A 14,196-nucleotide genomic window follows, 5' to 3' on the forward strand; every position below is an offset into this window, starting at 1 on the left:
GCCCGTCCGTACCTCGAGCCGCATTACTCGAGTACGACACGCTGCGTACTCGAGTATTTGACATGTCTACTCGAGTACGCCAAGATCTGCCGATCTGGATGTCCACATCGAAGGGTCCGACGTTGCTCGTTCCTCAGACCATCACCGGCTTTCAGCGGGACGAGCGCCACTTCACCACGGTGGTGCCCTTCCGTTGGATTCTGGACAACATCGTCCCTGGTCTCGCACTCGAGGAGGCCGAGCGCGAAATTGATGAGGGCAACCCGGTGGATCCGCGCGCCCGTCAGTTGGCGCCGTTCCGAAGGAAGATGCAGCGGCCGTTCCTGAAACCGGTGACCGAGAGGCGGAGCATTGCCGGGCGATCCGTTCCCGTGGTCACCCTCGCTCCCACGCAGAAGATGAAGAACTCGGTCGGACCGCTTCGGAAATACCTCTTGGAGCAGTTTGCGCCAGACTCGGCCGCCGGTTTCGGTGTTCTTCCGGGCTTCGTGGCTGTGTGGCCGGAGCCGATGGCGACCACTTCGGTCGCCGTTAATGTGTCGGGCTTTGAAAGTCCCTGGGTTCAGTACGACTTCAGTTCGATCGGGCGGGGGGCACTTGCTGACGGCGAATGCCGGCATCTGGCGCTGGAGAGAATCGCCGCCGATCCGAAGGTGCCGGCGGCCCTCAAGGACAAGCTGCTGCGAAAGCATGTCACTGTCGAGGTGTATCACGGCGTTTCTGTCGAGCAAGCGGCCGGGATGTTCGTCGATCTCAACTTCGAGGGCACGCCGGTCGACAGGATCACGAAGGCGAACATCGACACGCGGAACAAATGGATAAACGCGACCAAAGAGATCTTCGGCGACCTCGGCATCAGCCTGGCCACCGACGGGCGGCAGCTTACTATTGCTCATCAGCAGATGGGTCAATGGCTTCTTCTCACGCACGCCGAACAAATGGTGAAGGCCATCACGAATGGTCCATACAAGGCCCTGTCCAACTCAAAAGCGGCAGAGTCCTGGGAAGGCGTCGACTTCGAGAGGTTGCGCCAGGCGGGCGTTGCTTGGTTCGGTGAGATCTTCAGCTACTTCGGAGGACCGCAGGTTCTGGCCGACAAGTCCCGCGTGATCCGTACCATCGCGGTCCGTGTGGCTCTGGCCAGCCTCGGATCCGCCTTCTATCACGAGGACGCCGCAGGAATTGATCGGGCGCGCAAGGCGCTGGCGGAGATCGATTGGATCGTTTCCGAAGCATGGAACGGCATCGGCGGCAAGGTTGTCGTTACCGATGGTGTGGCGAAAATGGCGGCCGGATCCGGGAAGGAAACAATCACCAAGGCTGTACAGGCCGTGACCAAACCGGAAACTATCGCCGGAAAGGCAGTCCGTCGAATGACGTGATTGCGGTCGTGGTCCGCGCTGCGGCTTAAGAATCTGATCGTGGTGAGGGGCCCCGGGGGCAACCGGGACCCCTCTCTGCCCATGTCCCCCTTAGCCAAGGAAGTAGAGGCAGGTACCAACTATGCATCATGTCGCCCTGGACGTTCTAGTCCGGCTCAGTGGGTTGTACGGCATTTCACTGCCGCAGGCATCCGGTCTGTCGGCGCCGTCGCTACCTGCGGTTCCAGCGCCTCTCGGCTACGGGCTGCTCGTCGTTGTAGCGATTCTCTGCCTGACTCTCACCTTCGTGATCATCCGCGGCTCGATGCGATCCGACGACCCGGCAAGGTATGCGCTTGACCTGCTGCAACACCTTTCCGACCTGCGCGGACGTCGGAGTGTTCAGCGCAGGCGTGTTCGTAGCAGCCCGACCGCAGGGCCGCCGTCTGCTGTCACTCGGTCACCCGAAGCTGATGACACCAGTGCCTCGTGACAGTCTCGGCTCAACTGCGGCGACCGGGCACCAACCTGGTCAGGTCGAGCTCGATGGCGAACGGCACGGCGGTGACCAGCTTGCCGCGGTGGATTCCGGTCGGGGCGTACGACTTGGTAGGCCCGTCGAGTTCGTAGGTGTGGACCACTGGTGATCCATCCTCTTCCTCGATTCGCCAGTAGTTGGCGATGCCGGCTTCCGCGTACTTACGCAGCTTCACCGTCCGATCACGGTGGGCCGACTCCGGCGAGACCACCTCAACCACCAGAAGAGTTTCCTCGGGCGTGTAAAAGGTGCGAGACGGATCGTACGGTGCCTTTGTGGCCAGGAGGTCGGGCTCGGGACGATTCCATCTGTCGAGCCGGATCGTGATCTCCCGGTCGACTTCGATGTCTGCCGGTGCCTGGTCGGTCAGGGAGTTCACCAGAGCGGTGACCATCCTGGCGTGCCAGACCCGCTGAGGCGACATCATGAAGACCAGCGCTCCATCGATCAGTTCGGTATGACGCGGGGCTTCCGGGAGTTTGTCGAGGTCGTCGGCATACCACCCCTCAGGGCGAGGAGGACGCATCCACTCGGGCACTGCCGTCATGGCGTCACCGTAACATTCGGTATAGGCGGTTTGAGCTTCTCATTCTCGTAGCCGGTGGCGGGGCGCTCGGCCCTCGGATCGGGTGGCAATACCCTGGGATGGTCGCGATATGGCCAAGACTAAGAAGGTCACGATCACGCTGCCGATCGAGCTCCTGGAAAGCATGAAGGCGCACACCGGCAACGTCGCTGGTTACCTTGCCGAGCGGCGCAGGCTCCTGCGAGAGGAGCTGGACCACTATCAGGGTGAGTCCGGCGCGTTCACCGAGCAGGAGATGGCCGAGGCTCAGGCGCCCTTGCACGGAACGGGGGACGGAGCCCGGGCGTGCGGCGATCGCGTGCGGTTTGTGGCGGTGTGAAGTTCTGGGGTGGGGCTCTGCTTAGAGCAAAGAGCGGTGTATCGGCACGCGAGGCTTCGTGAGGACCACCGCGCCCGCGATGTGACCCGGCGCGTGTGTTGCTTCGGCGTTGATGGCGTAGCCCGCGCGTTCGTAGATCTGCACGTTGCGCCGGCTTCGGGCGCCGGTGAACAGGGTGTATCGCGCGACGGCGTCCGGCGCCGCGTCCTCGATGAGAGCGAGCAACGCCGAGCCGATGCCCCGGCCGCTCAGGTCGGGCGCCACCATCAACCGGCCCACCTGCCAGTCGCGGTCCTCCTGCCGCCCACGAACGGCGCCGACGAGCCGGTGGCCGAGCCTGACCACCAGCACCTCCCAGGTCGTGGCCCAGTCGAGCACCTCCGCATGTGTCTCGCGCAGGGCCGGGATGTCGAGGGTCTCGTTGGTGAGCGCCTCGGCCACCCAGCAACAGCGTTGCAGCACCACGAGTTCGGCCAGGTCCTTGGACGGGTCGAACGTTCGCACCACAGAGTCGGGGAGTACGTGATCCAGCGCGTCCGGGCGAGGGCTGATCATGACCTGACCCTACCGGCGGTGAAGGCGAGGCCGCGTGCTGCGCTCTGCTGGGCGAATAGAGTTGAATAGATCAGCATGAAGTGGGTGTTCGAGGGGGAGATCTTCGAGTGGCGGGGGCCGGCGCCCTACTACTTCGTGGCCATGTCGGAGGTGGACAGTGCTGAGCTCAAGGAAGAGGCGCGGTCGCTGATCTACTGGGGGCAGGTTCCGGTGCGGGTGGTCATCGGGGAGACCGAGTTTCGGACGGCGCTGTTTCCCAAGGACGGGCGGTACCTGGTGCCGCTCAAGGATGCTGTCCGGGCGGCGGAGGATCTCAGCGAGGGTGACGTGGTGGCGGTGACGCTGCGCCCGGCCGAGCGGCAGGCATGACGGTCTTCACGGCGCCGGAGAGTGACGGGGGAGCGGCTCGGCCGAGGCTGTTCCTCGCCGGTGGGATCAGCGGGGTCGGCGACTGGCAGCGGGAGGCCATCGGGCTGCTGGCGCCGGTGTGGCCGGCGCTTTACAACCCGCGGCGGCCCGCCTATCCGGTGGGGGAGGGCGCCCGGCAGATCCGGTGGGAGTTCGAGCATCTGGCGCTTGCGGACGCGATCCTCTTCTGGTTCTCCCACGAGACGGTGCAGCCGATCGTGCTGTACGAGCTGGGGCGCTGGGCGGGAACGGACAAGCCGCTCGCGGTCGGTGCGCATCCGGGTTACTCGCGCCGCTTCGACGTCGTGGAGCAGCTCGGGCTGGCGCGGCCGGGGCTGGAGGTTCACGACGATCTGGAGTCCACCTGCGCGGCGGCCAACGCTCTGGCCGGGTCAGACCCGGATCACGTGAACGGCCGGCCCGCATAGAAGTGCCAGGTCGCCGGGGTCCGAGGTGAGCACGGTGGCGGGCTGCGGGACAGCGCGGGCGACGGCGGCGAAGGCCGCGTCGATCGCATACTTCTGGCCGTGCAGCTGGTGGGTGCGCAGAAGGGCGGCGGCCTCGTCGGCCCTTTCCCGGGTGATGGCGTGCACGTCGATCCTGGAGAGGACCCAGCGTGCCCGTGCCGGATGGATCCGGTCGTAGTCGGCCTCGAGGAGCGTCATGGCGGTGGTCGCCGCCCGGACCCCGTCCTCGTATGCGGCCTGCACGAAGGCCATGACCGCACGGTCCTTGCGGTAGAGCTTGGAGAGTCCCTCGCAGTCCAGCAGGAGCGTGCCGGGCATCAGACGGCCGCACCGTCCGTGACGGAGTGATCGTGTCGGAGGGCCGCGCGGGCGGCGTCGACCTCCTCACGCGTCAGTGGGTCGTTGTCGGTCTCGAAGTCGGTGACGATCTCGCTGAGCTTGTCCCTCGCGATGCGCTGCTCGAGCGCCTCGGCCACGTAGGCCGAGAAACCGCCCGGTCCGATGCGGGCACGGATGGTCTCGGCAAGCTCTTCGGAGAGGCTGATCGAGAACTTCTTGCTACCGCTCATGCCGCTCATCCTACCTCGGGTAGGAAGCGTTCGTAGCAGACTGACAGATCGGAGCCGATGTATTGGCCGAACAGCGGGATCTCCGTGTAACCCTCCCGCTCGTAGAAGCGCATCGCCTCGGGCTGGGCCGGGCCGGTCTCCAGGCGGATGCTGGTCCAGCCGCGGTCGGAAGCGGCGGACTCCAGGGCGCGCAGCAGGGCGGTGGAGACGCCGGAGCCCCGGTTGGCGGGAGCGACATACATGCGCTTGATCTCGGCGCTGCGGACGTCGAGGCGACGGAGGGCCCCGCAGCCGACCGGATGGCCGGTGGGGTCGACGGCGACCAGGAACAGGTCGATGTCGGCGGCGGACGGCGGGGTGCCGGGCTCGTGGTCGTCGGTGCCGTAACGGGCGTCGAGCTCGGCCCGCTGGGCGCTGCGCAGGGCGGCTCCGGCGGGGTCGTCCCACGGGCGCTGCTCGATGGTCCAGATCATGGCGAGTCCTTCCGGCGATGGACGTCGTAACATGCGTTACGGTAACATCCGTTACGGTAGAAGAGGGGTGCGACGCGTGTCACGGTTGGCGGATCGATCGGCGCAGGGTGAGGTGCTGTCCCGGGCGGTGTGGGACGTGCTCGCCGAGCAGGGGCTGGAGCGGCTCACCGTGCGGGCGGTGGCGGCCGCGGCGGGATGCACGACCGGGCTGGTCATGCATCGGTTCCCGAATCGGCAGGCGCTGCTGCTGCACGCCCGGCAACTTCTGCACGAGGTCACCCGCGCCCGGGTCGAGGAGCTGGAGGCGAGCGCGATGACCCCGGGAGCAGCCCTGCGGGCGGTGCTGCGCCAGGGGCTGGCTACCGACCCGCAGACCCGGCAGGAAGCCGTGGTCTGGATGGGCTTCCTGGCGGCGGCGGTGTCCGATGAGGACCTCATCACGGAGCACCGCCGCAACAACCGGGTCTGGCGGGAGCGGGTGGAACGCCTCACCGCCGCGGCGGCGCCGGAATGGGAGCCGCGGCACGTGGCGACGGTCGCTCTGGGGCTGATCGCGATGGCCGAGGGGATCGCCGCGCTCGCGGCCGCGGACCCCGACGCGTTCCCGGCCGAGGAGCAGGAGGCCGCGCTGGACGCGGCCTTGAACGCCTACGGCCTGGGCTTCCCGGCGGAGGGCCGGGAAGGACCGGATTAGCCGGCGGAGGGCCGGGAAGGACTGGGCTGGGCCGGCTGGCGGAGAGCCGGAAACGACTGGACTAGCGGAGAGCCGGGAAGATCGTGCCGGCGATCAGGGCTCCGGCCATCGCCCCCGCGACCACCTGCGCCGGAGTGTGCGCCGTCAGCCGCACCCGGGCCCACCCGCCGAGGATGACGAACGGCGCGCCGAGGAGGGCGACCGGGCCGTACACCGCGGTCAGCGCGGCCACCGTGCCCGCGGCCACGCCGGCGTGGATGGACATCTTCCACCAGTGGGTGACCAGTGCGAAGACGGCCAGGCCGACCCCGCCCGCGGCGAGCAGTGCCAGGACCTCGCGCGGCGCGTCCAGCACTATCAGCAGGATCAGGCCGGTGACCAGCGAGCCGGTGCCGAAGATGAGCGGGATGCGGCGGTCGGCGCGTTCGGGGATGTGGTGGTCGGTGAACCGGCCGGCACGGACGCCGTGCAGGACGTAGCCGAGCGGGATGACCGCGGCGAACAGGGCTCCGGGCAGGCCCCACCAGCGGGACACGCCGGGCGTCTCGCCGGCGTGCCAGCCGACGGTCAGCAGCAGGACAGCGACCAGGACGGCCGGGGCGAGCACTTCGGAGACGATGCGGGCGATCCGGTCACCCCTACCAGTGTTGAGCACGGGCACATCATCGCAATTCCGGCGGCTCAGGTGTCGGAGGCCATCGCGGAGAAGGCGGCGGCCAGCCTGGTCAGGTCGAGCTCGCCGAGATGATCGAAGATGTGCCGGCGGACGCTGGCCAGGTGGGTGGGCCAGGCCTCGCGGAGCCGCTCCAGGCCCTTCTCGGTGAGCACGGCGTTGGCGCCGCGGGCGTCCTCCTGGCAGCGGATGCGGCGCAGGTAGCCCAGTGACTCGAGTTTGGCGGCGAGGCGTGTCATGCCGCTCAGTGACATGTCGCACGCGGTGGCGAGCTCACTCATGCGCATCAGCTGGCCGGGTGTCTCGGAGAGGTGGCGCAACACTGAATATTCACTCGCGGACATGCGCTGCTCGCGGATCAGGTCGGCGTCGAGCGCCCGCGGCATGACCAGCAGGAACCGGCCGAGGGCGCGCATGACCGCTTCCTCCTGCGGGCTCAGTGGGGTGAGCTCCGAGGTCTGCGAGGTAGTGGCGGACATGGCACCGATCGTACGGCGGCCGAGCACCCCCAGCCTCTGTCGACTTTTCACCTAGCAGTGGTAACGCGGAAAGCCGGTCACGGGGCGCGCCGGTCGCCATTTCGGGTGACCCCGGAACGCTTGCGCCCGCCTCGTAGGGAGTCACAATGCTTTGGTGCAAAACCAGACAACTAGTGACTCTTGGCAGCATCTGCTCGAAATGCCACGAAAGTCTTGGTGGGCCCGGTTGCCGTTCGGCCTCCGGATGACCGCTGGCGCCGGGGCTCTCCTGGTGCTCGTCGGTGGCGGTGCCGCCGGTGTGGCCACCCTGACCGGCGGCGGCGAGCCGAGCACCTCCGTCGCGGGCACCAGTTCCGTCGCCGAGGTCGACCTCGGCGCACCGAAGCTGGAGGAGGACCCGGAGGTGGTGAGCCGTGCGGCGGCCGCCGCCGAGCCGCTGCCGCAACGGCACACGACGGCACCCACGCGCCCGGCAGCCACCCGCCCGGCACCCGCGCGCCCGGCATCAGCGCGCGCGGCCACCACCGCGCCGGCGACCGATCAGCTCAGCCGGGCCCGTGAGGCCGACGATCGCGCGGACCGGACGGGGCCGCGCTCCCCCCGTACCTCTGTGGTGAAAACCGCCCCGGAGGTCACCACCCGGACCGATGTGGAGACCCGGCCGGTCCCGTTCCCGACCAGGCTCGTCCGCGATCCGGTGCTGCCGCGCGGCACCCGCAAGATCCAATCGCCCGGCGTGGCCGGCGAGGAGACCCTGCGCTACCTGGTGACCCTGACCGACGGCAAGCCGACCCAGCGGCGGCTCGTGGACACCACGGTGACCCGCAAGCCGGAGCCGCGCGTCGTGGCGTTCGGCGCTCGCAAGGGCAGGGACTGCGAGGGCGCGCTGAGGGTGTGCGTGCCCCTCGGCCGTTCCGCGCAGTGCCCGGAGGATCCGGCGCAGAAGACGCCGGCGGTCCGGGAGGAGGAGCAGGAGGTGAGCGCGGTCCAGCTCGGCGGCTCGGTGCTGCTGTCGGAGGAGGATCTCGAGCTGATCAGCCCGGAGACCCTCGACGAGGTACGCCTGGAACCGGCGACACTGTGTTGAAAGCCACCCGGTGATTGCGCCGTCCGGGGTGGGAGATCACCGTAAAGGCATGGCGCTCAGCGATGCCGACCTGACCGAACTTGCCGGACGTCTGGTCACCGTGCCCGGCGTGCTCGGGGTCGTCCTCGGCGGCAGCCGGGCACGCCGGACGCACACCCCGGAGTCGGACACCGATCTCGGGCTCTACTACCGGGCCCCGCTCGACACCGCCCGCCTCGGCGAGTTGGCCGAGGAACTGGGCGGCGCCGGCAGCAGGGTGACGGCGCCCGGCGAGTGGGGTCCGTGGGTGGACGGCGGTGGCTGGCTGCGGATCGCCGGCGACCCGGTGGACTGGCTCTACCGTGACCTGGACCGGGTGCACCATTGCTGGTCGGAGGCCGAGCACGGCCGGTACGAGTTCCACGCCCAGGCCGGCCATCCGCTGGGTGTGCCGGATTTCTCGTACCCTGGTGAACTGGCCCTGGGCCGCATCCTGGCCGACCCGACCGGTGAGCTCGCCGCCCTCCAGCGCCGCGTGCGTGTCTTTCCCCGTCCGCTCGCCGACGCCCTGGTCGCCGGACTCTGGGAGGCCGACTTCCTGGTGGGCATCGCCCGCAAGGCGGTGACGCGCGGCGACAGCTCCTACATCGCGGGGTGCCTGTTCCGCCTGGCCGGAGTGTGCGCGCACGCCCTGCACGGCGCGGCCGGGCAGTGGCTGATCAACGAGAAGGGTGCGGTCGCCTCGGCCGGTGCGCTGCCCGGCGCGCCCAAGTCGTTCCAGGGCCGGGTGGACGCCGCGTTCGCCGCGATCAACAACGATCCGCTGCATCTGACGCTGGCCATCGACATCGCCGCGGATCTCGTGCTGGAGACCACCGACGCGTGCGCGATGATGTTGCGGTGAGTGCCGACGTTCCCACCATCGTTGCGACCAGTGCCTTCTTCCGCCGCGGCCGGTACGGCGCGATGGACATGCGCCCGGGCGCGATCCACTACCTCGCCGCCGACCTCGCCAACGCCCGCAAGGCGCCGAAGATCTGCGTGCTGACCCAGGCGACCGGCGATCCGGAGACGCGGATCGGCGCGTTCTACTCCGCGTTCGCCGGGAGCGAGTTCACGATGTCGCACCTGCAGTTGTTCCCGATGCCCAACGTCGACGACATCCGAGCGCACATCCTGGCGCAGGACATCGTGTGGGTGGACGGCGGCAGCGTGGCGAACCTCTGCGCGGTCTGGCGGGTGCACGGGCTCGACGAGATCCTGCACGAGGCGTGGCAGGCCGGCGTCGTGATGAGCGGGGTGTCGGCCGGGTCGATCTGCTGGCACGCCGGTGGCAGCACCGACAGTTACGGCCTGGAGCTGCGCGGGTTCACCGAGGGGCTGGGCTGGCTGCCGTACAGCAACGGCGTGCACTACGACGCCGAGGAGCAGCGCCGGCCGAAGATGCACGAGCTGATCGGTAACGGCACGCTACCGGACGGATACGCGACCGACGACGGGGCCGGGCTGGTCTATCGCGGCATCACGCTGGAGGAGGCGGTCGCTGACCGCGAGGGACCACAGGGGTACGAGCTCAAGCGCGCCGCCGACGGCTCGGTCGTGGAGACCGCTCTGCCGACCCGGATCCTGCCGGTTCCCGGAAACTGAGGTTCGGCCGTCACTAGGCTGGGATCGACTCCGTTGAGAGCTCGGAGAGTCTCGCTGAGAAGAGGAAAAATGCCTGGTGGTGAAGGCGGAAGCTGACGGTCGGGTCTCGCTAGTACAGGGCCACTGTGGCGAGACCCACCAGCACCGCGGAGAGCAGGAACGCGAAGGCGAAGATCGTGTTCGCCCCGAGCGTTGCGCTCAAACGATGTGGCTGACCCCCCTCGCCTCCGGTGTCGAAGGTTTCGAGGTCGTGGTATCTGCGGGTCAGCGGTCGCTGAAAATGGCCCAGCACCGGTGATCGCCTCCGGGGGGTCGAGGATCGAAGTGCCTGCATCGATTCTCGGTAGGCTGTGGCGGGATGCAATGGTTACTCGCCGGTAACCGTCGGTGGTGGGCCGGTCTGGCATACCTGGTCCGCCGATCGGTCAACGGGCATGGGCTGAACGGGCGTCCCGGGCCGAGCTATTCACTCTATATAGGTATTTGTCGGTTACTGGCAATTCGCCATCATTGTGACGATGGCAGAGGCTCCGTCGAAGTATCACACCCTGTTCAGGGGCACCCTGAACGTCTCGATCGTGCTCATCGGACTCGCCTCCGGCATCGCCCAGCTCGCCGACGTGCCCACCCGCATCGCACAGTGGGCGCTCACCGCCGTCTTCCTCGCCTGCCTGCTCTACTTCGTCGTCCGCCTGTGGCAGCTTGCCTTCGTCGTCAAGATCAGGCAGCTGAAGGCGGACCTGCTCGAGACGACCAAGGCCCTCGCCCTGCAGCGGGCCGGCCACCAGCACTATCTCGACGCCATCCAGCGGATAAGCGATCGGGAGAAGCCGCTGTTCTCGGAGACCCTCGAGGTGCTCGTGACGGTCGGCTCCGACGACGACAGCGACCGGATCGTCGAGAAGCGGATCACCACGCCCGACCCGCTCGTCACCCACCGGACCATGCGGCCGATCGTGCCCACCGACGACGACCGCCTCGTGCGGCTCGACGAGATCTCGTTCAAGGCGATCCGCCCGGTGGCCGGCACGATCACGGCGCTCCCGCTGGAGCAGACCCGCCTGCTCCGGGTGTGGCTGATCTTCGATCCGGCGATGACCATGCCGACCGAGTGGCAGGTCGAATATCGGCCCAAGGGCCTCTGGCGCCCGTTGCGCGAGCGCGGCTGGGATCAGCTGGTCTGGGAGGACCGCCTGCCTACGGCAAGCGGGACGCCTTCGGCGTTCACCAGGTTCGAGGTGACCTTCAGCTTTCCGGCGAGCGATCAGCCACCGAGCGTCAAAGAGCGGCAAGGGTACGGGTGGATGGCCGAACCGCGGCAGGATCCGCTCGGGCGGTGGGAGGTGGTGTGGCGCGACGAGAAGCCCGCCGGCCGGCGCTACGTCTGGGATCTCACGCAGGCGGTCGGCGGGCGGTGAAGTCCGCGTCAGCTCGCCCGGCTCAGGATCAGGTTGTGCACGTGGTGCGCCTTGTCCGAACCGCGGAACTCGACCTCGTACGTGTGCGTGCCCACGGTGATGCCGATCGTGCCGGAGGAGAAGAACTGCCCGGCCCAGCTCTTGTTGCTGACCACGCTCACGCTGCTCACCTTGGAGTACGGGATGCTGGTGATCGCGAAACGCTTACCGACGTAGGACTGGTCCTGGATGATGATCCGCCTGGTGGTCAGGCCGATGAACCCGGTTCCCGCGCCGATCGCGTCGTAGACCGCGAGGATCTCCTCCCCGTCGAGAAGACCGCTCTGGACCTGCTCGAGCTGGCCCTTGTTGTCGTACGCCACTTCACTCATGCGGCGCAGCGTAGTTCACGATCGTTCGAGGACCGTACGGTAGAAGTCCTCGATCCGGGCGGCCAGCGTAACCTCACCGTCGGTAATCGCGGTGCCGTCCGACGGGCCCAGGCAGATCTGAGTGTGACCGTCCATGCGCCGGATACTTGGCCTTATGTGCAGTGTGTCCGCCGCCACTTTGATACGTTCGGTCAGAGCGGCATGCTGGCTGTCGTCGCAGGGGAGATCGCGCCGGATCTGTACGCCGTCCCGGGTCCATCCGTCCAGCAACGCGAGGGCGTCGCTCAGATAGTCAGTACCGGTGCTCCGGCGTCTTCTAGCCCGCAAGTGCCGCACCCCCTAAGCGTCGTTGCCGGCTTGTGGCCGAACTGTCGCCGTGTCGTCATGGTCGGTGCCCCACAGTTTCGTCCGTCCGGCCACCCGTGTCCACGCCCACATATCCGTGTTTGCGTGACGATCAGGGCAGCACCGGGCAACCTGATCGGTGAACTTTTGTGGGATCTTTGAATCCATGCCGTCGGAACAGTACGTCAAGCCCACGCCGTCACCCAGGGTGATCGTGGCGGCAGTGATCATTACGTCGGGACGGGTGCTCGCCTGCCAGCGGAGCGCCCCGCCGGAGGCGGCCGGCAAGTGGGAGTTCCCCGGCGGCAAGGTGGAACCGGGCGAGACCGAGCAGGAGGCGCTCGTCCGCGAGTGCGTCGAGGAACTCGGTGTGAAGGTCAGCGTCGGCGACCGCGTCGGGCCGGACGTCCCGCTGGCCCACGGCCGGGCCGTTCTCCGGGTCTACGCCGTCACCCTTCTCGACGGCGGAGTCCCGGCCGCGCTGGAGCACAGATCCATGCGCTGGCTGACCGTGGACCAGCTGGGCAGCGTCCCGTGGCTGCCGGCCGACAAACCGATCGTGGCCGAACTGCCGAAACTACTTGCCTGAGTACTGCGCCCGGAGCTCCCGCTTGAGCACCTTCATGCTGGGTCCCAGCGGCAGCGACTCGGTGAACCGGACCTGCCTCGGGTACTTGTGCTTGCCGAGCCGCTCCTTCGACCAGTCGATCAGCTCCTCCTCGGAGAGCCCCTTGTCCTCCAGGACGATCACCGCGCAGATCTCCTCGCCCTGCACCTCGTCGGCCACGCCGATCACCGCGACCTGCTGGACCGCGGGGTGCCGGGCGATCACCTCCTCCACCTCGCGCGGGTAGACGTTGAACCCGCCGCGGATGATCAGGTCCTTGGTGCGGTCGACGATCCTGATGAAGCCCTGCTCGTCGCGGACACCCAGGTCGCCGGTGCGGAACCAGCCGTCGACCAGCGCCTCCGCGGTCGCCTCCGGCCGGTTCAGGTAACCGGCGAAGACGTTGTGCCCGCGGATGACGATCTCGCCCAGCTCGCCGTCGGGGAGGAACTCGATCGACTCGGGCACCTCCGGCCGCGCGATCTCCACCTCGACACCCCAGACGGGGTGCCCGACCGTGCCCGGCTTCGCGCCGAACAGCGGGTGGTTGGTGGTGGCGGTCGGTGACGTCTCGGACAGCCCGTACCCCTCCCAGATCGTCGAGCCGAACGCGCCGGCGAACTTCTCCAGCACGGCGACCGGCAGCGACGCCCCGCCGGAGACGCAGAGCTTGAGCTGGGGCAGTTGGTCGGCCTTGGCCGCCGCCTCCAGCAGCCCGATGTACATGGTCGGCACGCCGTGGAAGATCGAGACGTTCTCCTTGAGCATCAGCTCGATGGCCGCCTCGCCGGAGAACCGGGGCAGCAGCACCAGCGTCCCGCCGAGCCGGAACGTCGCGTTCATGCCGACCGTCTGGCCGAACGTGTGGAACAGCGGCAGGCAGCCGAGCACCACGTCGTCGCCGGTGAGCGGGTGCACGTCGAAGACGTTGACGGTCGCGTTCATCACCAGGTTGAGGTGGGTGAGCATGGCGCCCTTGGGCTTGCCGGTGGTGCCGCTCGTGTAGAGGATCACCGCGATGTCCTCGGCCTCGGTCGTCACGTACGTGCGCAGCGGCTCGACCCGCGCCGCCACCTCCTCCAGGCGCGTCGGCGGGTTCGGCAGGTCCGCCGGCAGCGGGCCCACGTTGACCAGCCTCGTGCCGGTGGCGTGCGCGGCGGCCGCACCCGCGGCGAGGAAGGCCGAGTGGGTGACCAGCAGGTCGGCCTGGCTGTCGGTCAGGACGTAACCGACCTCCTCGGCGTTGAGCAGCAGCGAGATCGGCACGATCCGGGCGCCCACCGCCAGCGCCGCGTAGTAGACGCGCGGGAAGTCCGCCACGTTCGGGATCATCACACCGATCGTGTCGCCCCTCTTGACACCGAGCTCCTGCAGCGCCGCCGCGTACGCCCGGGTCTGCTGCCACAGCTCCGGATACGTGATGCGGGCGCCACCGGCATCGACCACCGCCACCTTGTCCGGGTAACGGCGCGCGGCCTCGGCGAGGACGGTGGCCAAAGACAGCGTCGTCATGCGGTGCCTCCCTCTTTGCTCTACTGGAGTGATGTACGTCGCAGCTGTGCTTAAACTAGCGGCGTAAGTTTTTGCGCGTCCAGTGCTGATTTCTGTTTCTCAGGGAGT

At 68.0% G+C, this 14,196-nt stretch carries 20 protein-coding genes; 10 read left to right on the top strand and 10 right to left on the bottom strand.

The annotated features are described in order from the left end of the window. Positions 1-62: 62 nt before the first annotated feature. Complete coding sequence (locus AB0M02_RS02195; protein WP_364220067.1) at positions 63-1,382, top strand: hypothetical protein; 1,320 nt, start codon at positions 63-65, stop codon at positions 1,380-1,382. A 482-nt stretch (positions 1,383-1,864) separates the two neighbouring features. Here the strand turns inward: AB0M02_RS02195 and AB0M02_RS02200 are convergent, their stop codons facing one another. After that, positions 1,865-2,446: a Uma2 family endonuclease gene (locus AB0M02_RS02200; protein WP_364220070.1), complete on the bottom strand. Its 582-nt coding sequence runs from the start codon at positions 2,444-2,446 to the stop codon at positions 1,865-1,867. Between the two features lie 109 nt (positions 2,447-2,555). Here AB0M02_RS02200 and AB0M02_RS02205 point away from each other — a divergent pair, with 109 nt between their 5' ends. After that, positions 2,556-2,804 carry a hypothetical protein gene (locus AB0M02_RS02205; protein ID WP_364220073.1) on the top strand — a complete coding sequence of 83 codons (249 nt, stop codon included), beginning with the start codon at positions 2,556-2,558 and terminating at the stop codon, positions 2,802-2,804. A 21-nt stretch (positions 2,805-2,825) separates the two neighbouring features. Here the strand turns inward: AB0M02_RS02205 and AB0M02_RS02210 are convergent, their stop codons facing one another. After that, on the bottom strand, positions 2,826-3,359 hold the full coding sequence (locus tag AB0M02_RS02210; RefSeq protein WP_364220076.1) for a GNAT family N-acetyltransferase: 534 nt from the start codon (positions 3,357-3,359) through the stop codon (positions 2,826-2,828). Between the two features lie 75 nt (positions 3,360-3,434). On the opposite strand from AB0M02_RS02210, the gene AB0M02_RS02215 reads away from it, so the two are divergent. Beyond that, on the top strand, positions 3,435-3,728 hold the full coding sequence (locus AB0M02_RS02215; protein ID WP_364220079.1) for a DUF1905 domain-containing protein: 294 nt from the start codon (positions 3,435-3,437) through the stop codon (positions 3,726-3,728). Beyond that, positions 3,725-4,195, top strand: coding sequence for a nucleoside 2-deoxyribosyltransferase domain-containing protein (locus tag AB0M02_RS02220; RefSeq protein ID WP_364220082.1), 471 nt, complete (start codon positions 3,725-3,727; stop codon positions 4,193-4,195). Before AB0M02_RS02215 ends, AB0M02_RS02220 begins: the two co-directional genes overlap by 4 nt. Here the strand turns inward: AB0M02_RS02220 and AB0M02_RS02225 are convergent. The 3 genes from AB0M02_RS02225 to AB0M02_RS02235 are packed head-to-tail and all read right to left on the bottom strand — an operon-like array spanning position 4,160 to position 5,276. Next, on the bottom strand, positions 4,160-4,552 hold the full coding sequence (locus AB0M02_RS02225) for a hypothetical protein (RefSeq protein ID WP_364220084.1): 393 nt from the start codon (positions 4,550-4,552) through the stop codon (positions 4,160-4,162). The two genes, AB0M02_RS02220 and AB0M02_RS02225, sit on opposite strands and share 36 nt — an antisense overlap. Continuing rightward, entirely contained in the window at positions 4,552-4,803 is a 252-nt protein-coding gene (locus AB0M02_RS02230) for a hypothetical protein (RefSeq protein WP_364220087.1), read from the bottom strand. The genes AB0M02_RS02225 and AB0M02_RS02230 overlap by 1 nt, the downstream gene beginning before the upstream one ends. 5 nt (positions 4,804-4,808) lie before the next feature. Next, on the bottom strand, positions 4,809-5,276 hold the full coding sequence (locus tag AB0M02_RS02235; RefSeq protein WP_364220090.1) for a GNAT family N-acetyltransferase: 468 nt from the start codon (positions 5,274-5,276) through the stop codon (positions 4,809-4,811). Between the two features lie 76 nt (positions 5,277-5,352). Between AB0M02_RS02235 and AB0M02_RS02240 the strand changes: the two genes are divergently transcribed. Continuing rightward, the gene (locus AB0M02_RS02240; RefSeq protein WP_364220093.1) at positions 5,353-5,970 is read left to right on the top strand and encodes a TetR/AcrR family transcriptional regulator; all 618 of its coding nucleotides are present in this window, start codon (positions 5,353-5,355) and stop codon (positions 5,968-5,970) included. 61 nt (positions 5,971-6,031) lie between these two features. On the opposite strand, the gene AB0M02_RS02245 is transcribed toward AB0M02_RS02240, so the two are convergent. Further along, a complete protein-coding gene (locus AB0M02_RS02245; protein WP_364220096.1) occupies positions 6,032-6,625 on the bottom strand; it encodes a phosphoesterase PA-phosphatase in 594 nt (197 codons plus the stop codon). Positions 6,626-6,651: 26 nt separating this feature from the next. After that, the gene (locus tag AB0M02_RS02250) at positions 6,652-7,122 is read right to left on the bottom strand and encodes a MarR family transcriptional regulator (RefSeq protein ID WP_364220099.1); all 471 of its coding nucleotides are present in this window, start codon (positions 7,120-7,122) and stop codon (positions 6,652-6,654) included. 244 nt (positions 7,123-7,366) lie between these two features. On the opposite strand from AB0M02_RS02250, the gene AB0M02_RS02255 reads away from it, so the two are divergent. From AB0M02_RS02255 to AB0M02_RS02270, 4 genes are all read left to right on the top strand, one after another. Continuing rightward, positions 7,367-8,209, top strand: a complete 843-nt coding sequence (locus tag AB0M02_RS02255; protein WP_364220102.1) for a G5 domain-containing protein — start codon at positions 7,367-7,369, stop codon at positions 8,207-8,209. A 49-nt stretch (positions 8,210-8,258) separates the two neighbouring features. After that, positions 8,259-9,092, top strand: a complete 834-nt coding sequence (locus AB0M02_RS02260) for a nucleotidyltransferase domain-containing protein (RefSeq protein ID WP_364220105.1) — start codon at positions 8,259-8,261, stop codon at positions 9,090-9,092. Beyond that, a complete protein-coding gene (locus AB0M02_RS02265) occupies positions 9,089-9,835 on the top strand; it encodes a peptidase E (RefSeq protein WP_364220108.1) in 747 nt (248 codons plus the stop codon). The genes AB0M02_RS02260 and AB0M02_RS02265 overlap by 4 nt, the downstream gene beginning before the upstream one ends. A gap of 518 nt (positions 9,836-10,353) precedes the next feature. Beyond that, complete coding sequence (locus AB0M02_RS02270; RefSeq protein WP_364220111.1) at positions 10,354-11,253, top strand: hypothetical protein; 900 nt, start codon at positions 10,354-10,356, stop codon at positions 11,251-11,253. An 8-nt stretch (positions 11,254-11,261) separates the two neighbouring features. Here AB0M02_RS02270 and AB0M02_RS02275 read toward each other — a convergent pair whose 3' ends face one another. Both AB0M02_RS02275 and AB0M02_RS02280 read right to left on the bottom strand, forming a co-directional pair. After that, positions 11,262-11,624 (bottom strand): PH domain-containing protein, encoded by a 363-nt coding sequence (locus AB0M02_RS02275; RefSeq protein ID WP_364220114.1) that lies wholly within the window; start codon positions 11,622-11,624, stop codon positions 11,262-11,264. 15 nt (positions 11,625-11,639) lie between these two features. Continuing rightward, positions 11,640-11,951 (bottom strand): pterin dehydratase, encoded by a 312-nt coding sequence (locus tag AB0M02_RS02280; RefSeq protein ID WP_364220117.1) that lies wholly within the window; start codon positions 11,949-11,951, stop codon positions 11,640-11,642. A 184-nt stretch (positions 11,952-12,135) separates the two neighbouring features. Here AB0M02_RS02280 and AB0M02_RS02285 point away from each other — a divergent pair, with 184 nt between their 5' ends. Beyond that, a complete protein-coding gene (locus AB0M02_RS02285; protein WP_364220120.1) occupies positions 12,136-12,558 on the top strand; it encodes a (deoxy)nucleoside triphosphate pyrophosphohydrolase in 423 nt (140 codons plus the stop codon). Here the strand turns inward: AB0M02_RS02285 and AB0M02_RS02290 are convergent. Further along, positions 12,547-14,088 carry a long-chain fatty acid--CoA ligase gene (locus tag AB0M02_RS02290; RefSeq protein WP_364220123.1) on the bottom strand — a complete coding sequence of 514 codons (1,542 nt, stop codon included), beginning with the start codon at positions 14,086-14,088 and terminating at the stop codon, positions 12,547-12,549. The two genes, AB0M02_RS02285 and AB0M02_RS02290, sit on opposite strands and share 12 nt — an antisense overlap. Positions 14,089-14,196 lie beyond the last annotated feature (108 nt).

Source organism: Actinoplanes sp. NPDC051861, assembly GCF_040681145.1.
Classification (GTDB): Bacteria; Actinomycetota; Actinomycetes; order Mycobacteriales; family Micromonosporaceae; genus Actinoplanes.